Annotated in this window: 14 protein-coding genes; 8 read left to right on the top strand and 6 right to left on the bottom strand. The window is 36.4% G+C overall.

Going from position 1 to position 19,718, the window contains the following annotated elements; genetic code table 11:
- The first annotated feature begins 186 nt into the window (after window positions 1-186).
- The 6 genes from AWV75_RS10170 (at window position 187) to AWV75_RS10195 (ending at window position 10,405) form a co-directional block, all read left to right on the top strand.
- Entirely contained in the window at window positions 187-4,545 is a 4,359-nt protein-coding gene (locus AWV75_RS10170; protein WP_060874259.1) for a CusA/CzcA family heavy metal efflux RND transporter, read from the top strand.
- A gap of 4 nt (window positions 4,546-4,549) precedes the next feature.
- Entirely contained in the window at window positions 4,550-5,713 is a 1,164-nt protein-coding gene (locus tag AWV75_RS10175; RefSeq protein ID WP_060874260.1) for an efflux RND transporter periplasmic adaptor subunit, read from the top strand.
- Between the two features lie 242 nt (window positions 5,714-5,955).
- On the top strand, window positions 5,956-6,621 hold the full coding sequence (locus tag AWV75_RS10180) for a CDGSH iron-sulfur domain-containing protein (protein ID WP_060874261.1): 666 nt from the start codon (window positions 5,956-5,958) through the stop codon (window positions 6,619-6,621).
- Between the two features lie 239 nt (window positions 6,622-6,860).
- A complete protein-coding gene (locus AWV75_RS10185; RefSeq protein ID WP_060874262.1) occupies window positions 6,861-7,607 on the top strand; it encodes a subclass B1 metallo-beta-lactamase MOC-1 in 747 nt (248 codons plus the stop codon).
- A gap of 86 nt (window positions 7,608-7,693) precedes the next feature.
- Entirely contained in the window at window positions 7,694-9,238 is a 1,545-nt protein-coding gene (locus AWV75_RS10190; RefSeq protein WP_060874263.1) for a glycine--tRNA ligase, read from the top strand.
- A 591-nt stretch (window positions 9,239-9,829) separates the two neighbouring features.
- Window positions 9,830-10,405 (top strand): YceI family protein, encoded by a 576-nt coding sequence (locus tag AWV75_RS10195; protein WP_060874264.1) that lies wholly within the window; start codon window positions 9,830-9,832, stop codon window positions 10,403-10,405.
- A gap of 53 nt (window positions 10,406-10,458) precedes the next feature.
- On the opposite strand, the gene AWV75_RS10200 is transcribed toward AWV75_RS10195, so the two are convergent.
- Genes AWV75_RS10200 through AWV75_RS10215 form a run of 4 tightly spaced genes read right to left on the bottom strand, consistent with a single transcriptional unit; the run spans window position 10,459 to window position 13,185 of the window.
- Window positions 10,459-11,091, bottom strand: a complete 633-nt coding sequence (locus AWV75_RS10200; protein ID WP_060874265.1) for an NAD(P)H-binding protein — start codon at window positions 11,089-11,091, stop codon at window positions 10,459-10,461.
- A 57-nt stretch (window positions 11,092-11,148) separates the two neighbouring features.
- Window positions 11,149-12,555 carry an aspartate ammonia-lyase gene (gene aspA, locus AWV75_RS10205; protein WP_060874266.1) on the bottom strand — a complete coding sequence of 469 codons (1,407 nt, stop codon included), beginning with the start codon at window positions 12,553-12,555 and terminating at the stop codon, window positions 11,149-11,151.
- Between the two features lie 59 nt (window positions 12,556-12,614).
- Window positions 12,615-12,989: a YchJ family protein gene (locus AWV75_RS10210; RefSeq protein ID WP_060874267.1), complete on the bottom strand. Its 375-nt coding sequence runs from the start codon at window positions 12,987-12,989 to the stop codon at window positions 12,615-12,617.
- A gap of 4 nt (window positions 12,990-12,993) precedes the next feature.
- The gene (locus AWV75_RS10215; protein ID WP_060874268.1) at window positions 12,994-13,185 is read right to left on the bottom strand and encodes a hypothetical protein; all 192 of its coding nucleotides are present in this window, start codon (window positions 13,183-13,185) and stop codon (window positions 12,994-12,996) included.
- 108 nt (window positions 13,186-13,293) lie between these two features.
- On the opposite strand from AWV75_RS10215, the gene AWV75_RS10220 reads away from it, so the two are divergent.
- A complete protein-coding gene (locus AWV75_RS10220; protein ID WP_060874269.1) occupies window positions 13,294-13,974 on the top strand; it encodes a ComF family protein in 681 nt (226 codons plus the stop codon).
- A gap of 167 nt (window positions 13,975-14,141) precedes the next feature.
- Window positions 14,142-15,713, top strand: a complete 1,572-nt coding sequence (locus AWV75_RS10225; RefSeq protein WP_231738086.1) for an Ig-like domain-containing protein — start codon at window positions 14,142-14,144, stop codon at window positions 15,711-15,713.
- Window positions 15,714-15,776: 63 nt separating this feature from the next.
- Here AWV75_RS10225 and AWV75_RS10230 read toward each other — a convergent pair whose 3' ends face one another.
- Together AWV75_RS10230 and AWV75_RS10235 are read right to left on the bottom strand one after the other, a co-directional pair.
- Window positions 15,777-17,009 carry a hypothetical protein gene (locus AWV75_RS10230; protein ID WP_060874271.1) on the bottom strand — a complete coding sequence of 411 codons (1,233 nt, stop codon included), beginning with the start codon at window positions 17,007-17,009 and terminating at the stop codon, window positions 15,777-15,779.
- A gap of 35 nt (window positions 17,010-17,044) precedes the next feature.
- Entirely contained in the window at window positions 17,045-19,558 is a 2,514-nt protein-coding gene (locus tag AWV75_RS10235) for a DUF2339 domain-containing protein (RefSeq protein WP_060874272.1), read from the bottom strand.
- Window positions 19,559-19,718 lie beyond the last annotated feature (160 nt).

Genomic DNA, 19,718 nt, shown 5'->3' on the forward strand with positions numbered 1-19,718 from the left:
AGATGACGTGGTTGTATCGTATTTATGTATCAACTCAATAGCAGTATCTATCCAATAGTGCCGTGATTGCACATGAACCTTAGTCCTTCTTTCCTAACACACGTTGTTTAAGGAACGATGATGCTGTGGTATGTATTCAATTTCGCCACTAGATAGCCCCTTGTTCTTGAGTACAACAGTCGTATTATGTTAAATAAAATAATTGAATATTCTGTCAAGAATAAATTGATCATAGGCTTAATGGTACTCGGCCTAATCGGTGTTGGTATTTTTCAAATGACCAAATTACCTATCGATGCTGTACCAGATATCACGGACAATCAAGTCCAAGTGATTACTGTAGCACCTAATTATGGTGCAACAGATATTGAACGCTTAGTTACCTTCCCCATAGAGCAAGCAAATAGCAACATCCCAGGGATGAAAAGCATTCGAAGCTTTTCTCGCTTCGGCTTATCTTTAATTACCATTGTATTTGAAGAAGATGTTGATATTTATTGGGCTAGACAACAAGTAGGAGAACGTTTACAGCAAGTGCAAAACGACATCCCTAAAGAAGTAGGTCAACCAGAATTAGGACCTATTTCTACCGGTTTAGGAGAAATCTACCAATATGTTGTTCGCCCTGAAAAAGGATATGAGAAACAATTTGATTTAACGGAATTGCGATCCATTCAAGATTGGATCGTTCGCCGTCAATTGATTGCGGTAAAAGGAGTGGCTGAAGTGAGCAGCTTTGGAGGAAAATTAAAGCAATATGAGATTGCTATCAATCCAAATCAACTTGATGCCAATGGATTGACCATCAAAGATGTTTTTGAAGCCCTCAACCAAAACAACGAGAATACAGGAGGTGCCTATATTGAAAAAGGACCTACGGTATTGTACATTCGCTCTGAAGGATTAATCGGAACAGTAGAAGATATTGAGAATATAGCGATTACTTCAAAAGACAAGGAGTTCCCTATTCTCATTCGCGATATTGCCAAAGTACAAATTGGACATGCTACCCGTTATGGAGCAATGACTTACAATGACCAAGGAGAAGTTGCAGGTGGAATCGTCATGATGTTAAAAGGCGAAAATAGCAACAACGTAATTCAAGATGTCAAAGCAAGAGTAGTTGAAATTCAAAAATCACTGCCCAAAGGAGTTGTTATTGAACCTTTCTTAGATAGAACCAAGATGGTGAATAACGCCATTGGAACAGTAAAAACCAACCTATTAGAAGGGGCCTTAATTGTCGTATTAGTACTAGTTTTATTCTTAGGTAATTTCCGTGCGGGATTATTAGTTGCTTCTATTATCCCTCTAGCCATGTTATTTGCCATCTCAATGATGAATTTATTTGGCGTCAGTGGAAACCTCATGAGTTTAGGTGCTTTGGACTTTGGTTTAATCATCGATGGAGCCGTCATCATTGTAGAAGCCGTCCTCCATCAATTCAGTCACAACAATAAATTCAAAGAAAAAGTCTTACTTGCACAAGAAGAAATGAATCAAACCGTCGTACAATCTGCATCAAAAATGATGAATAGTGCGGTATTTGGACAAATCATTATTCTTATTGTTTATATTCCAATTTTAACTTTACAAGGTATTGAAGGAAAAATGTTTAAACCCATGGCACAAACCGTAGCTTTTGCCTTATTGGGTGCATTTTTACTCTCACTGACCTATGTTCCCATGATGAGTTCCTTGATTTTGAGTAGAAAGGTAAGCACGAAACCGAATTTTGCAGATCGTTTCATGGCAAAATTGGAAAAAGTATATCAAAATGCCTTGGTGAAAGTACTGGAGATTCCCAAAACCATCTATGCAATTGTTGGTTTACTGTTTGTAAGTGCGATTTATATCCTATCTACCTTAGGGGGTGAATTTATCCCATCCTTGGAAGAAGGGGATTTTGCTGTAGATACCAAAGTCTTAAACGGAAGTAATCTTACGACAACCATAGAAAGTACGCAAAAGGCAGTTCATATTTTAGTAAATCAATTTCCAGAAGTAGAAAAAGTAGTGACCAAAATTGGAAACAGTGAAGTACCAACAGATCCCATGCCGATGGAAGCTGGAGATATGATGATTATCCTGAAAGATAAAAAAGAATGGACTTCAGCTTCTTCTTTCCCCGAATTAGCAGAAAAGATGACACATGCATTGGAAGAAGTTCCCGGAATTACCGTGGGGTTCCAATTTCCTGTGCAAATGCGCTTCAATGAGCTTATGACAGGAGCTCGACAAGATGTTGTAGTCAAAGTATTTGGAGATAATTTAGACACCTTAGCGACAACAGCCAATCAAATTGGCCAAATCATCAATACTATTTCAGGTGCAACAAACTTATATGTAGAGCCAATCACAGGAATGCCACAGTTACTGATTGAATATGATCGTGCTGCTATTGCTCGTCATCGCTTGTCTATTAGTGATATCAATCGCATTGTCAATACTTCCTTAGCTGGTCAAAGTACAGGTATGGTATACGAAGGAGAAAAGCGATTTGACATTGTAGTGCGTATGAATGAAAAAAGTAAAAAAGACATACAACAAATCCGCAATATCTTAATTCCTACTCCATCTGGAGCACAGATTCCGTTAAATCAATTGGCCACTGTTGACATCAAAGAAGGACCAAATCAGATTCAACGCGAAAATGCACAACGCCGTATTTTTGTTGGTTTCAACGTAAAAGGTCGTGATGTTCAGAGTATTGTTGAAGAATTGCAACAAAAAGTAGAAGCAAAAATTACGATTCCTACAGGTTATCGCATTACCTATGGTGGACAATTTGAAAATCTAAACGAAGCTAAAGAACGCTTAGCTATTGCCGTTCCTTTGGCCTTAGTACTCATCTTTGTCTTGCTGTTCTTTGCTTTCCGCGATATCAAAGAATGTCTGATGATTTTCACTGCCATTCCACTCTCTATCATTGGAGGTGTTTTTCTTCTTGCCTTAAGAGGAATGCCCTTTAGTATCAGTGCCGGTGTTGGTTTTATTGCCTTATTTGGTGTTGCCGTATTAAACGGTATTGTATTAATTGCAGAATTCAACCGATTACAAAAATCGGGGATTACCAATATTGTGTATGTTGTTGTTCGCGGAGCAAAAAGTCGTTTGCGTCCTGTATTAATGACCGCTTCTGTGGCATCCTTTGGATTCCTTCCTATGGCACTGAGCAATGGTGCTGGAGCAGAAGTACAACGCCCTTTAGCAACCGTAGTAATTGGAGGATTAATTCTCGCTACTTTCTTAACTTTATTTATTTTGCCTTTATTATATATCACTTTTGAACAAAAGCTGAACTTTTCTTTCTTCAAAAAGAAAAAAGTAAGCACCTTAGTAGTAACAATTGGCTTGTTACTCTTAACAGCGAACCAATCCTTCGCTCAAACCCCAATTGGTTTAGACGATGCGATTGAACGCGCAATGGCAAACAATCATGCCATTCGCACAGAACAGTTGCGTACCACCTTTGCCAAAGCATTTATCCATACAGCCACTGACCTTCCTCAAACAACAGTTGCAGGTGAATTTGGCCAGATTAATGGCCCTTATACAGACAACAAATTTAGTATCAGTCAAGATATTGCCTTTCCAACGATTTACAACAAGCAGAAGAAAGTCTATCAAAAGACATGGCAAAAGAGCATTTTCGATTTAGAGCTCAAAACGGTGGAAATCAAAAAAGAAGTTACACAAAGCTTTTTCGATTATTTCTATTGGAATGAAAAAGAACAACTGTTACATCAAGCAGATAGCATGTATACCTCTTTTTACAACAAGGCTACATTGCGCTTTCAAAAAGGAGAAAGTACAATATTAGAACAAACCACAGCCAAAAATCAATTGATTAAAATTCAGATGCAACTAGCTGAAGTAGCACAAGCCAAGAGTCTAGCTCAATTGCAATTGAACTATTTACTCAACACAGAAGAAGAGTTGCTTCCTGTATTGGAAAACAACAAAGCAGAATTATTGGGATTAGAACAAGACCTCGATTACAACCCACAGCTCAAAATAGCAGAGCAAAACAGCGTAATTGCACAGGCACAAACCCAGTTAGAGCGATCTAAACTATTACCTACGATTCAATTGGTTTACAACAACAGCAGTTTTATGGGATTAGCAGCCAATGATGTGTATTATAATCGCCAGCATCGTTTTCACGCATTTCAGGTTGGTTTAACCCTATCGCTTTTTGACTTTGGCCAAAAAGGAAGAATACGCGCTTCTAAAGAAGCCGAAAAAGTAGCAGAAGCAGAATTAACGATGACCAAACAAAATATCGTCAATCGTTATCAACAATTGTTGATAAACCTCACCAGTAGTCAACAAATACTAGCAAGTTATGAACAACAAGCCCCAAAAGGCGCTGATGTAATTATGAAAACAGCAGAATTGCAATTCATCAATGGAGAGATTAACTACCTTGAATATGTCTTATTGACCAATCAAGCCTTAGAATTGTTAAGTAACTACTTTGACTCGCTGAAAGCGTACAATGACACAGTCATCCAAATCAATTATCTAACTTCAAATAATTAGCCTTATGTCTATCTTATATAAAACTATTCGTCGATTTTCTATTGTCATGGTAAGTCTTTCCTTGTCTACAATGTTTATGCAATGCAAAGGCAAAGAAACGACTCCAGAAGAACTAAACATACAAGAAGAAACGGATATCGTACAGTTAACGGATGCTCAACTCAAGCATGTTAATCTAGAAACCACTCAAATTCAAGAACACACCATTGCTACAGTATTGAAATTAAATGGAAAAATTGATGTTCCTCCACAAAATTTAATTTCCGTGACTAATCCACTAGGCGGTTACATCAAGCAAACCAAGTTAATGCCCGGTATGCAAATCAAAAAAGGCGAGCAGATTGCCATTATGGAGGATCCGCGTTATATTGAATTGCAACAAAATTACCTTATCGCTAAAGACAAGTATGAATTTGCCAAGTTGGATTATCAACGTCAGAAAGATCTAAATGCAAGTCAAGCCAGCAGCGACAAAGTCATGCAACAAGCCCAAGCCGAGATGAATACACAGCGTATTGCCATGAATGCTCTAGGACAACAGTTGAGTTTGATTAATATCAATCCCTCAACCTTGACCTATAATTCGATTAGTCGATCTATTGCTATTTACAGCCCAATTAATGGTTTCGTAAGTAATACGTATGTGAACATTGGAAAATATGTTACCCCTTCCGATGTGATGTTTGAATTAATTGATCCTACAGATATTCATTTAAATCTAAAAGTCTATGAAAAAGATTTAGATAAACTAGAAGTAGGACAACGTGTAGTGAGTTTTACCAACAATAACCCAACAAAGAAATACGAAGGAGAGATTGTACTCATTAGCATGGATGTCAACACAGAAGGAACTTCTGAAGTACATTGTCATTTTGAGCATTTTGAAAAAAATCTTCTACCAGGAATGTATATGAATGCAGAAATTGACACCCATTCTTCTTTAACCAAAGCTTTACCCGAAGAGAGTGTCGTTTATTTTGAAGGAAAACACTTTATTTTTGTGGAAACAGGGAAACAAACCTATCAACTAACTGCGGTTGAAATTGGAGAAACTGAAAATGGATTCACGGCTATTCTCAATGCAGAAGCATTAACCCATAAAACCATTGTTTCAAAAGGAGCTTATACCTTGCTCATGAAATTGAGAAATACAGAAGATGAGGAATAGATATTCCTAATCAAAAAAGTTCAAAACATCGTATTTTCTGAAAAAACAGATTCATCAATTAGGAAAAAAACAGGCTTTCTTATTGGGTCAAACCAATTTGATACCTAGGCATTAAACAATCCTAGAGCCTCACTAATTAGAATCAATAAAATAAACAGATAAAACACAAAGTTCACTCATAATTAACTAATAAAAACACATATAATCCTTAACTTATCATAAACCAACTAAAAAATACAAATATGTTTAAGATAAAGATTCTACCCAATGGACCTTATGTCGTTCAAGGATTAAAAAAAATTATAGAGGAAACTTCTAAACGAAAAAACGGAGTATTGGCAGCTATAGAAACCAATGAGTTTCAAGAAGACAGTGAATATCGCTTGTGTAGATGTGGAGCATCCTCAAATAAACCTTTTTGTGATGGAACACATACTAAGATTAAGTTCAATGGAACAGAAACAGCAGATCGAAGTAACTACTTAGATCGAGTTTCACTACAAAAAGGTCCTGCAATGAGCCTGCTTGATGATGAACGTTGTGCTTTTGCACGATATTGCCATCGTGAACGAGCTGAAGTTTGGACATTAACCTCTCGATCAGAAGAGCCAGAAAATAAGCGAGAAGCAATTGAAGGAGCTAGTGCATGCCCAGCAGGACGTTTAACCGCAGTTGCAGACAACAAACTGATTGAGAACACATACGAGGCGAGTATATCTGTCGTACAAGATCCAGAAAAAAAAGTAAGTGCAGGGCTCTATGTCCGAGGAGATTTTGAACTTCAAGCAGCTGATGGAACCACCTATGAAAAAAGAAATAGAGTTGCTTTATGTCGTTGTGGAGCATCGAGAAACAAACCCTTTTGTGATGCGACCCATGTGAGCATAGGTTTCAATGATAAAATGTAAATCGAAACAACAAACAGAGTAAAATGCCTAGACTTTAATTTAATTCTAGGCATTTTTTTATTACAGCATCTCTTATCACATTCTTTCAATCTATTTTATTTTTTTTTTCGCATCTTTGTATAAATAAAAAATACGTTTTAAAAAATCATTTTTTATACCCTGCATTTCCTTTGGATATCTTAGAAAATTCAACGGAGATTTGCACCTATTTTTCTTCATTTTTTTATACAAAATCTACTATGTACAAATTTTTAAGCAGTATTTTACTACTTGCATCTACGACTTTCGTATTCGCTCAATCCAAACCCTTAAAGGTTGAAAAACTACAGGATAACATCTATGTTTACATTACGTATCAAATGTATAACGGTGTGGAATATTCGTCCAATGCCTTATATATAGTAACAGATGAGGGAGCGATTCTAATCGATACGCCTTGGGATAAAGAGCAAAATGACCCTTTAGTAGAACATATCAGAAAACAACACAACAAAGAGGTAAAATGGGTGATTACGACACACTTTCATGAAGATCGCTCAGGAGGATTGGACTATTTCAGAAAAGCAGGGGCTGAAACCTATACTTATGCATTAACGAATGAAATTCTCAAAAACAGAAATGAACCCCAAGCAGAATTTACTTTTGGCAAGGAAAAACATTTCACTTTTGGCAAAGAAGAGATCGTAGTTTATTTTTTAGGAGAAGGGCATAGCAAGGATAATACAGTAGTATGGTTTCCAAAAGAAAAAGTTTTATACGGAGGTTGTTTGATTAAAAGTGCTGAAGCAACAGACATTGGTTATATTGGAGATGGTAATACTGATGCATGGCCTGCAACAATCAAAGCAGTTAAAAGCAAGTTTAAACAAGCGAAAACAGTAATTCCAGGGCATGATAATTGGAATCAATCCGGTCATATCGAGAATACAGAACGCATTTTATCAGCTTACAATGCACAAAAAGTAAAAAACAACAAGCAAATATAATAGTAACCCAATAAACTTAAGATTATTAACAGCAAATAGCTTGTGGTGAAGTTTTTAATCTTAAAGTCTTTTATTACTTTTGCAGTATGGCAAAACAAGAAGATATTTTTAAGAATGTTATTTCGCATGCAAAGGAGTATGGATATATTTTTCCATCTAGCGAAATATACGATGGTTTGAGTGCAGTTTATGACTATGCTCAAAACGGTGTAGAGTTAAAAAGAAATATTAGAGAGTACTGGTGGAAATCCATGGTACAAATGCACGAAAATATTGTAGGAATAGATGCCTCAATCTTTATGCATCCAACCACTTGGAAAGCTTCAGGTCACGTTGATGCATTCAATGACCCTTTAATTGACAATAAAGACAGTAAAAAAAGATATAGAGCAGACGTTTTAATTGAAGACTACTGTGAAAAATTACACCAAAAAGCATTAAAAGAGATTGAAAAAGCGAAAAAACGCTTTGGAGAAGCTTTTGATGAGGAGCAATTTATTGCGACTAATCCACGTGTGGTAGAATACTACGCAAAGAAAAAAGAAATTTTAGAGCGCATGGCTCGCGGTTTAGATACAGGAGATTTGGCTGATGTAAAAGCACTTATCGAAGAGTTAGAAATCGCTGATCCTGAAACAGGTTCTAAAAACTGGACGGAAGTACGTCAATTTAACTTGATGTTTGGTACAAAATTAGGAGCTTCTGCAGATACGGCAATGGATTTATATCTACGCCCTGAAACGGCTCAAGGTATTTTTGTTAACTTCTTAAACGTTCAAAAAACGGGACGTATGAAAATTCCTTTTGGTATTGCCCAAACAGGAAAAGCATTCCGTAACGAAATTGTAGCACGCCAATTCATTTTCCGTATGCGTGAATTTGAACAAATGGAAATGCAATTCTTCGTAAAACCAGGAGAGGAAATGAAATATTACGAGTATTGGAAAGATACGCGTTTAAAATGGCATTTATCTTTAGGTATGGGAGCAGAAAACTACCGTTACCACGATCACGAAAAATTAGCACATTATGCCAATGCTGCAACCGATATTGAATTCAACTTCCCATTCGGATTTAAAGAATTAGAAGGAATTCACTCGCGTACAGACTTTGACTTAAAAGCACATGAGCAATTCTCAGGTAAAAAATTACAGTTCTTTGATAACGAAACCAATTCTTCGTATGTTCCATACGTGGTAGAAACCTCAGTAGGATTGGATCGTATGTTCTTATCTATCTTCTCTAAATCGCTACAAGAAGAAACGTTAGAAGATGGAACTACAAGAACGGTATTGAAATTACCTGCAGTATTAGCGCCAACAAAAGCAGCAATCTTCCCTCTAGTGAAAAAAGATGGTTTACCAGAAATTGCACAAGAGATTATCGAAGACTTGAAATGGGATTTCAACGTCGCTTATGATGAAAAAGATGCTGTAGGACGTCGTTACCGTCGTGCGGATGCTTTGGGAACTCCGTTCTGTATTACAGTGGATCACCAAACGCTAGAAGATAAAACCGTTACGATTCGCCACAGAGATACAATGAAACAAGATCGCGTTGCAATTGCAGATTTACGTTCGATTATCAACGAAGAAGTATCCATGAAAAATTGGTTAAAGAAAATGATGTAACCCATCATTATTATTCCATATACAAGGTTCCTCAACAGATGTTGAGGAACCTTTTTTTATTCTTTTGCTTATCGCCTCTTCACTTTCAAATCCTTTACTTACTTTATACACTTCAACCTTAGAACGGATATAACCAAATCCCATTCCATACTTACTTGTTGTTGTAAGCGTTTCAACTTGTGAATCCGTTCATTAGGTAGGTATTCATCATGGTCGTTCATTATTATGGCTGCTAAAGTAACCCTCCCAATATATGAGGAAGGTGTGCTATTTTTCAATTGAAAGTAACCCTATTCATAAACTAAATCATCCAATTGAGAACCCTTTGTAATCTCATAAACAAAAGTCAAATAATCAACTACTCTTATTTAGAAAATACATTTTCACATAATTAATGTGGTTTACATCTAAAAAAATATTAATTTTAATACATTATCACGACCAAAAATCAAAAATAACACCATTATTTTATTGTACACCTTTTTTAATTTGATTCTTTGGAAGTGTGTATGTTTCTTAATGTAGGTTAAGTCGCTATTAATCAGAACACGTCTAACTTTGTATTATTGATAATCACAAAATATAACAGATATGAAAAAAATAGCTTTATTCGTTGTAGCAGCCTTATTCTCAGTTACTTCATTTGCACAAACAAAATGGAATGTTGACCCAATGCACTCGTTCCTAAACTTTTCAGTAAAACACTTAGGCATTTCTTTTGTTGATGGTAAATTCGAAAAATATGAAGGAACATTTGTAGGAAATCCTGAAGATTTAACGAAAGGTACTTTCAGCTTTACTGTAGATGCAAACAGCATCGATACAGGTGTTGAAATGCGCGATAATCACTTAAAATCGGCAGATTTTTTTGATACAGCAAAATTTGCTTCCATAAAATTTGACACAAAATCAATCAAAAAAACAGGGAAAGATAAATATGAGTTAGCAGGAAACCTAACAATTAAGAATATCACCAAACCTGTAACTTTTAAATTAACCTATGGTGGTTTATTAGCAGATGATGGAAATGGGAATACTAAACTTGGTTTTCAAGCAACAACGACAATCAACCGTTTTGACTTTGATGTAGCCTATGACCCAACAGGACAAGCTATTGGGAAAGAGATTGATATTACCGTGAATTTAGAATTCAGTAAGGCTAACTAATCCTTTATATATCTTTAAATGAAAAGGGCTCGCTATGAATAGCGAGCCCTTTTTTATATTTCATCATTTTCAATCACAACCAAATTATAGGTAACGTGATCTACAGCTCCATTGCGAATGCGATCGGCTACTTTAGAAACAGCCACAGGGCTATACGATTTAAACAACCCTATTCGATTGAGAAGCTGCAACACTTTTACGCCTATTTTCTCACCGCCTCGATCGGAATTCGGTCGAATTAGCGAACTTGGTCGGATGATAATCGTACGGCTAAAATGCAATTGGGCAATCGCTTGCTCTATTCTTCCTTTTAGGTAAAGATAAAAGACTTTACTGCGATAATCTGCTCCTTTAGAGGAAACCAAAACGAACGTTTCTACGGATTTAACCTTGCAATACTTCGCAAATTGAATTACATAATCATAGTCGATATGCCATTGTGCTGCTTTTCCGCCTGCTTGCTTCTTCGTCGTTCCTAAACAACTAAAAGCAACATCCCCTTCAATGAGATGATGCCATTGTCCCATTTGTTCAAAATCAACGACATGACAAATCAGCTTAGGATGCTGAATATCCCAAGGGCTTCGCACAAAAATCTCAACAAAATGATAGCGCTCATCACACAATAGTTGACGGACTAATACTTTTCCAACGGCTCCTGTTGCGCCAATAATTACAGCTCTCATATTAGTAATTTACAAAAAAAACTAAAACGATTGATTTCTTTTTACATTTTCTTAGGCTTACTTGGCTACTCCATGTGGCGCAAGCATGTGTTTAGGATCTAGTAATTCATCCAATTGCTCTTTAGTCATCAACTGATGAGCGAGGATTAAATCATATACTCCTTTTCCTGTTTCTAGTGCTTCTTTGGCAATTTTTGTACTTGCTTTATACCCAATATAAGGGTTTAATGCAGTTACAATTCCAATACTCTGTAACACTTGCTCTTTAGTATGATCAGCATTTGCTTGAATTCCTTTGATGCACTTCTCGTTTAATGTATCCATGGCTTGAATCATCCATTCCATAGATTCCATCAAACTATGTACCAAAACAGGTTCCATTACATTCAACTGCAACTGTGCAGCTTCTGAAGCCATAGTAATCGTCATATCATTTCCGATTACTTTAAAACACACCTGATTCACAACCTCCGGAATCACTGGATTTACTTTTCCAGGCATAATAGAAGAACCTGGTTGCATGGCAGGCAACTGAATTTCAGCTAATCCTGTACGCGGACCAGAAGACAGTAAACGCAAGTCATTACACATCTTTGATAACTTAATAGCAACCTTTTTCAAGGTATTAGAATAAGCCACCAATCCACTCGTATCCGATGTTGCTTCGATTAAATTTGCCGCTGAAACTACAGGTTGCTGCATGAGCTTCCCTAAATGTTGAGCACATAAAGTAGCATATCCAGGAACTGCATTTAATCCTGTTCCAATAGCGGTAGCCCCCATATTAATTTCCAAAAATGCTTGACTCGCTTCTTCTAATTTGTTTATTTCACGCGCTAACGTAAAAGCAAAAGCTCCAAACTCCTGTCCTAAAGTCATCGGAACAGCATCTTGCAATTGCGTACGTCCCATTTTAAGGATATCTTGAAATGCAATCTCTTTTTCTTCTAATGCTTGAACTAACGAAGTTAAGGCGAGTACAACACGTTGATTCATCTCAAATAACGCCACTTTAAATGCGGTTGGATAGGCATCATTTGTTGATTGAGATAAATTCACATGATCATTCGGTGAACAATACTGATATTCTCCTTTAGCATGACCTAAAATTTCCAAGGCGCGATTAGCAATCACTTCATTGGCATTCATATTCGTTGAAGTCCCCGCTCCTCCTTGAATCATATCAATAGGAAAATCCTGATGAAATTGACCCGCTACTAGTTCTTTACATGCAGTTTCAATGGCTTGATATATTGTTGAATCTAAGAGTTGAAGTTCATAATTGGTTTTAGCAGCTGCCCATTTTACTAACGCTAATCCTTTAATAAAAGCAGGATAATCTGCCAACTTTTGCTTCGAAATAGCAAAATTAGCAATCGCTCTTTGGGTTTGCACCCCATAATACGCATCAATAGGAACTTCGATTTCTCCTAATAAATCGCTTTCAATTCTCGTTTTTTTCATCACTTTTTTTTGCTTATACTACTTTCATTTATTCTTTTACATCCTAAACTAGGAATGCACTACGCTTCAAAAGTACCAGACACATAGTACAGTTTTTCACCTAACAATTCAAAGGTTGAATTTTCATAATGTTGATGGTCCTGTCCATTTGCATCTTTGAAATAGGCACGAAATACAACTTGTAAAGCTGAGGCCGCTTCAATTTCTAATCGTACCCATTGATTTTCACTAGCCCATTGTAAAATTGATTTTTTACTATACAAATGACGCGTTCGCGGATGTGTTGTATCAATCAGATACTTCGCATTGGCTAATACATAAGCTGTATATCTAGAACGCATCAAGGCTTCTGCTGTTGTTGGATACGCCGCTCCTTGGAGAAAAGGCATACAACAATCCGCTAATTGATGTTCACTACCACAAGGACATTCCATATCATTAAGCTTCTATTTGTTGTTGTAAATCTCCTACAATCTTTTGCATCTTGGCAAAACGCACCAATTCTTCATCTGTCTCAGCACAATCAATCATCGCCTTTAATCGGAGTTGTATCTCCTCTGCTAATCTTCGAGCTTCTACCTGTTTTCCTTGTTCCACCATTTGCTTTAAAATGATTATTAACTTTTCCATGCCGTTTTACTTTTTGCTTATACATTACAAAGATATTGGTTGCTTTCATTTAATGTGGTTTTTTATTCCCTCGATTTCTGTTATTTTTAAGTAAACAAAACCCCTTTTATGCTCAAAGACCTCCTCAATCTCTTTTTTCCGAAAAGCTGTTCGGGCTGTTCTCGTATCCTCCTTGCGCAAGAAGAATTGCTATGTACTGCTTGTCGAGCAGCCTTGCCCTTTACGAACCAACATTTGCATCCTTCCAATGAAGCCATGGGAAAATTTTATGGCAAAGTCAACATACAACAAGCAAGTTGCTTGTTGTACTACGTCAAAAATGGTATTGTCTCTAATCTTCTTCATCAGCTGAAATACAACAACCAACCCGAAATTAGTTTTACTCTTGGTATTTTATACGCAGAATTTCTCGCGGAGACTCAGGCGTTTCCACTAGTCGATTTCATAGTTCCCGTCCCATTGCATCGCAAAAAACTTCGTCAACGCGGTTACAATCAAGTGGATGGATTTGCAAAAGCTTTGAGTCAACGGTTTCACGTTCCACTCCATCCTTCCGTTCTAATCAAAGTAGAACAAACCGCTTCACAAACAACAAAAAGCTTTCAAGAACGCATACAAGCAAAACCTACTGTTTTTCAGTTACAAGCTACATCTGACTTAACGGGCAAACACTTTTTGCTATTGGATGACATTCTAACAACAGGAAGCACCTTGGAAACGTGTGCAAGGCTTTTATTACAAATCCCTGATAGCAAGGTGAGTATTTTGTGTTTAGCCTACACAAAATAAAGTTTTTAGGGGCTGATATTTTCTAAGTAAAAAATATAATTGTTACTTTGCCTTTTCAAAACAAAACTATGTCGAAGTTTCGTCTTTATTTTTTTACTTGTTTACTCATTTTATGTGTAACCTGTTTCTCTAATTGTGCTAAAAGAGGCTATATTTCTGGTGGTCCTATGGATACACTACCTCCTGTCGTATTAAAAAGTTATCCTGAAAATTATTCGATTAACTTTGATAAGGATGAGATTAGAATTGAATTTGATGAATTCATCAAAATAAAAAATGCCAATCAGAATTTAATTGTTTCTCCACCGTTGAAGAACAATCCTGAAATTTCCCCTATGGGAAGTCCTAAAAAGACAATGACGATTAAGCTTAGGGATACGCTACACCCCAATACAACCTATAGTTTCAATTTTGGAGATGCCATAACAGATAATAACGAAGGAAACGTATTACCTCAATTTAAATATATTTTCTCCACAGGAAGTTATATTGATTCACTAAAGCTTCAAGGAACCATACAATCAGCGCATCAGCTAAAAACGGACAACTTTGTCAATGTTATGTTATATGATGCTACGACCTTCAAAGACTCAACCATTTACAAAGAGAAACCCTTGTATATCACCAATACACTTGATTCTCTAACTACCTTCTCTATTGAGAATATCAAAGCAGGAACGTATTATGCTGTTGCGTTAAAGCAAAAAACGAATACGTATATGTTTAAGCCTGATCAAGATAAGGTTGCTTTTATCTTGGACACTATTGTGATCCCTACCGATAAAAAATACAATCTAGTCTTATTCAAATCAGAAGAAAAGTTTACGGCTAAACGTCCCGCTCAAATTTCGGAGAACAAATGGTATTTGCCTTATAAGGGTAATAAAGAAGGAGTAAAAATTAAAGTATCTAAAAATGACAGTATAATCCAAAGTGTATATACACCATTGGAAGGAAAAGACTCCCTTCAGGCTTGGTTCCCTAAGGTCATTGCAGATTCGCTTCATATTGCCGTTAGCAAAGAGGATTATTTAGAGACATTTACCGTACGTCCTCGTGCAAAAATGAAGGAAATTGATACCTTGAGTGTGACAGCAAAGAATAACAACATCGATTTCAAAGAGAATTTTACCTTAAAAACAACAACACCTATTGCTACAGTAAATAAAAATTTGATTCAAATTATCAACAAGGACTCGCTCCCTGTTTCCTTTGAAGTTCAAGAAATATTGGATGAGCAAAAAATAGCGTTACTATTTGAGAAAAATCAAGAAGAATTATATGCCATTCAACTGTTGCCTCAAGCCTTAACAGATATTTTTGGCCATGCTAACGATACTTTAAGCTATGCGTTGAAAACAACAAAGCACAGTGATTATGGGAATTTAAACCTCAGTTTAAATTCTGTTAAACGCTATCCAATTATTGTTGAACTGATTGACGAACAAGAAAAAGTATATGCAACACAAATCATCAAAGAACCGCAAACTGTCGTTTTTGATTTATTACCCCCGCGTAAATACTATGTGCGTATCGTTTATGACGACAATCAAAATGGCAAATGGGATACAGGCTATTATTGGGATAAACGCCAACCGGAAGAAACCTTTTACACTGATGAGCCCATTGATGTTCGCGCAAACTGGGACATCAATCAAGATATAGATGTATTGGCTATTCCGAAGAAGAAAACGTCAACAAATCCTACGAAACCAGCGAAAAAACCAGCAAAGAGATAAAACAAAAAGCAGCAGCCAACTAAAATGGACTGCTGCTTTTTGTTTCTATCATTTTTATCTTTTTTACTTCTCTAATTTCTGGAAGGTTTTATAACAGATATACGCAATAAATAATCCTACAACAATCAAGACACCCCATAGGATCATATTTAATCGATCTCGATTGCTTTGTTCTTCATTCGCGTCTTCTTTTACCACGGTTTGATAGTTGAAATCCTGCGTTTGAACGAGAGGCAAATTCACAGGGATATCATTTTTAAAATAAGTAATATCATATTCTGGTACGCCTTGCGTTGAGCTATTAACTTCTACCTCATACTTTTCATTTGCCTCAAGATACGCTGTTGCAAAGCGAGTTAACGCATAAAGCTGAACGGATTGAATTGTAAGTGGTCTATTATTTCCATTCTCAATTTCTATATAAGGATTGCGAACCAATACATCATCTAACATCCACTCATTTTGCTGTTTAGAAGAAATAATAAACGGAACCACTACGTTTGTTATTGAATCTTTTAAAACAGCCTTGCGATAGTAATCTGTTGGCGATGCTATCTCTAGCACTAGTTTATTTAATTTATAACTCAACTCCTGTGGAACAAAGGACACCCACGTTTTTTTATCTTTCGAATGGGTGGTACTCTTATCATATTGCAGCTGAATTGGACTAAATTGACCATAGGTCTTTGTTCCAACTACCGTAGTTACTTTGTTTACTTTCAGGGGAGTTGATTGATTGTTAATCAGCTCCATTTCATAATACGGATAACGTCCTTCGGGAATAGAAACAAACAAGGTTTCTTCTTCTCGTTCGGAAGAGGCATAGGTATAAATAGGTGTTTTTTGTTTGACAATAAACCAGTCTTTTTTGTTCATACTTCCTCTTACAGATGCCGTAATTGCAACGTCTGCTTTATTTATCGTAACATAAAAATCCGCAATCTTTTTTTCTTCTGGATTGTGAATAACGAAGCGATTGATGCTATCTCGCTCTACGCGATCCATTAAGGGATGTTCAACAACCTTCGTTTCTTTAGACGTTGGCTGTACGGCTCGAATAAAATAAGGCACTTCAATCGCTTGTCCTTGTTCTTGTTTAAGAATACGAAGATTAGATAAGTCCGCTTTAGCATTCCCTATTAATCGATTATCCAATTCAATCGAATAATATCCACGCGCTGCCACAGGAGGAAGACTTGCCTTATAAATTTTAGTTTGAGCATATCCAGATGATGTACTCAGCAAACAAGTTCCCCCTACCATCCAGACTACCGCCATCTGATATATTTTCTTCATGTGTAATGCTTTTAATTGCAATAAAAATAAGCGGTTTATTCTATTGTATCGCGATGCTGCTCTTCCTTGTCTTTTAGCAATAATTTAATGCGTTCTAAAAGGAAAGATACCACTAAAAGGATAACCCCTAACACGACAAAAGAGGCAATCTTTCCGCCTTGATTCATACGCCAAACATCATATAAATAGAATTTCAATACAATAATCCCAAAACTGATTAAGGATAGTTTTCTCAATTCTGCTTTTTCTTTATTCATTCCAATAATCATGAGCAACATAGCCATCAAGCCCCAAAGGATTGGATAACCATAGGCATGCACATCTGATAAAACAGCTTTATACGTCTCTTCTGTACTAACCATCCACACAACGAGGTTGTCAAGTTCTACTGACGAAAGCAGTACTAGCGAAGCAAATAACAGCGCATGCACCCATTTATAACTTTGGTCTGAAAGCAACTGAATGTTGCGATATAACCTAAAGTAGAAATACGCAAAAGCTCCCACTGCCAAGAGATGCAAGGTGAAATAACTAGGGGTATACTCACCAAAATAGAAGATATCTTTTCTCAAGGAACTGACAGCAATGGTAAAAAGCAAAAGTAATAAACCCGATACCGCAATATGGATGGAATAAAATAGCTTAGTCATCTTCTTTTTATACCAAACCAAATACATCGCCGCATATACTACGGTATACGTAACTAAACTAAAAAACTTATAAATACCAGCTGTGCCACCTAGATAAGGATATTCTATTCGGGCACCTACTTGATAAGAGATCTCCAAGAATCCGATTCCATAAGCTAATACCAATAATAAACTAGTTAAAACGTTGTGTATTTCGCCAGATGTTGGTTGCTGCATGCCTTTCAAACCTATTGTGTCCTCCTCAACTACTGGTTTTTTTCCTGTAATATAATAGATAAAGAAAAACGACAACAGGATGACAATCCCCGTTAAGGTATACTGATTTATTGCAATAGGTAGTATCTCAACAATACTAGTTTTATCTGCTTCAATATCATAGATTAACGTTGGATTAAAACTTCGGATATCCATTAAGTAGGAAACGAGTGTAAGTACTCCGAGTAGCATTGAACCAATTCTAAACAGATTTGCTTTTGAACGGGTCCAAATCCAAAATAAGACGCTCATTTCTACTGCCCATACAATCGTAATATAGACCTTACTTAATTGAACAGGTATCGCCAAAGACACCAACCCGATGGTAATCGCTAATAAAGTATACGAAAAGTTTTTATCAATCGGCGCTGTTTTGCTTCTCATTGTCAACACAATAAATAAAGCATTAATTAAGGCCATCCCCACAATAATTACACCTAGATAATTAGTTCCCATGCTATTCGCTTGTATCATGAAGAAACAAATCAAAGAAGTAAAATTCACCAATGTGATGTATAATAGCTGCCAAACATCTGATTTTTCTTTTGAATTCTTAATGTAACGCAACACCAACAAGACCATAAACTGCAAGAAAAATAAAGCGGTAAAGAAGATTGCATCTGCCTGGTATTCTTTATTCACTTTTAGTACAATCCAAGCAAATAAATACAGGTAGGTCAATATATAGCTAAACTTATCAATCAACAACCATTTTTGGCGAATAGCCACAATAAGTACACCCGTATTTAAAAGGAAGATATACGAAAATAACACCCAATGATTACCATTACCTGTACTGATTAAGAGTGGTGCTAACATCCCTCCAATAAAGGCAAAAATAGCGAGTTCTTGTCTCTTATAGGCAATAGATAAACATACAGCTAGTACCGTAATTATACTTAAAATAATAAACGTAACTGTTTGATTAAAGAGTTGATATTCTCTAAAGGCCAAGGTAATCGTTGTATACAATATTGCTAAACTTCCCCCCATTAGCACAGAGGAAAAAACAGTGTACTTGGTGCTTAATTTATGGGCAATACCCGCAATGATTCCACCAACTGCAACTCCTAAAGCCACACGGCCAATCTCGTTAATCCAATCTTGATCTATCGCATACTTTACAAAGAATCCAATTCCCAAGACCAACGTGATTATACCAATAGCATTTAACCAATTTAACTCTTTCAATGCTTTGACAAACTTGCTATCCTCTGCTTCTTTGACTATAGTATTCGCCCTAGGATGTTCTTTATGCTCCACTTGGTGCAGCTGTGCCATACTAGGTATTGGTGGAGGTAGAATTTCTTCTTTTGGCTCAGCTACTTGCTGTATCGGTTCTGGTATCACAACCTCTTCTTCTACTGGAGGAAGTATTGTTTCTGCTGGATGCTCAATAGGAATCGGCGGTGGCACTACCGTGTGCTCTGCTTCCACTTTTTGCTCTACAATTGTAGGCATTGAACCTATCTCCTTCTCTTTGAGACCATCGATATCCCCTTGCAGTTTTTTTAGCATGTGTGACAAACCATCTATCATTCGATTGGATTGTTCCAGCTGCGTATTGACTTTATCAAATTTATTAGTCATCCTAATAAGCAATATCATGGCGATGACTAGTATAAGTAAAATTAAAAATTCCATATCGTTTCTGCTTTAGTTGAGAATAGCAATCCCTGAACAATCTAAGTTAGGCAAGTACCTTTTTGGTTAATTACCAAAATTAACCAAAAAAACAAACACTTTTACTCCCTAATGATAGTGAATATGAACATCCTTTTACACAATCTGCGAATAAATAGGA

Origin of the sequence: Myroides odoratus (assembly GCF_001549985.1) — a bacterium.
Lineage (GTDB): Bacteria > Bacteroidota > Bacteroidia > Flavobacteriales > Flavobacteriaceae > Flavobacterium > Flavobacterium odoratum_A.

Excerpts from the sequence above, each read along its gene's own strand:
- AWV75_RS10170 (WP_060874259.1), top strand. The coding sequence starts at position 187 with ATGTTAAATAAAATAATTGAATATTCTGTCAAGAATAAATTGATCATA.
- AWV75_RS10175 (WP_060874260.1), top strand. The coding sequence starts at position 4,550 with ATGTCTATCTTATATAAAACTATTCGTCGATTTTCTATTGTCATGGTA.
- AWV75_RS10180 (WP_060874261.1), top strand. The coding sequence starts at position 5,956 with ATGTTTAAGATAAAGATTCTACCCAATGGACCTTATGTCGTTCAAGGA.
- AWV75_RS10185 (WP_060874262.1), top strand. The coding sequence starts at position 6,861 with ATGTACAAATTTTTAAGCAGTATTTTACTACTTGCATCTACGACTTTC.
- AWV75_RS10190 (WP_060874263.1), top strand. The coding sequence starts at position 7,694 with ATGGCAAAACAAGAAGATATTTTTAAGAATGTTATTTCGCATGCAAAG.
- AWV75_RS10195 (WP_060874264.1), top strand. The coding sequence starts at position 9,830 with ATGAAAAAAATAGCTTTATTCGTTGTAGCAGCCTTATTCTCAGTTACT.
- AWV75_RS10200 (WP_060874265.1), bottom strand. The coding sequence starts at position 11,091 with ATGAGAGCTGTAATTATTGGCGCAACAGGAGCCGTTGGAAAAGTATTA.
- aspA (WP_060874266.1), bottom strand. The coding sequence starts at position 12,555 with ATGAAAAAAACGAGAATTGAAAGCGATTTATTAGGAGAAATCGAAGTT.
- AWV75_RS10210 (WP_060874267.1), bottom strand. The coding sequence starts at position 12,989 with ATGGAATGTCCTTGTGGTAGTGAACATCAATTAGCGGATTGTTGTATG.
- AWV75_RS10215 (WP_060874268.1), bottom strand. The coding sequence starts at position 13,185 with ATGGAAAAGTTAATAATCATTTTAAAGCAAATGGTGGAACAAGGAAAA.
- AWV75_RS10220 (WP_060874269.1), top strand. The coding sequence starts at position 13,294 with ATGCTCAAAGACCTCCTCAATCTCTTTTTTCCGAAAAGCTGTTCGGGC.
- AWV75_RS10225 (WP_231738086.1), top strand. The coding sequence starts at position 14,142 with ATGGATACACTACCTCCTGTCGTATTAAAAAGTTATCCTGAAAATTAT.
- AWV75_RS10230 (WP_060874271.1), bottom strand. The coding sequence starts at position 17,009 with ATGAAGAAAATATATCAGATGGCGGTAGTCTGGATGGTAGGGGGAACT.
- AWV75_RS10235 (WP_060874272.1), bottom strand. The coding sequence starts at position 19,558 with ATGGAATTTTTAATTTTACTTATACTAGTCATCGCCATGATATTGCTT.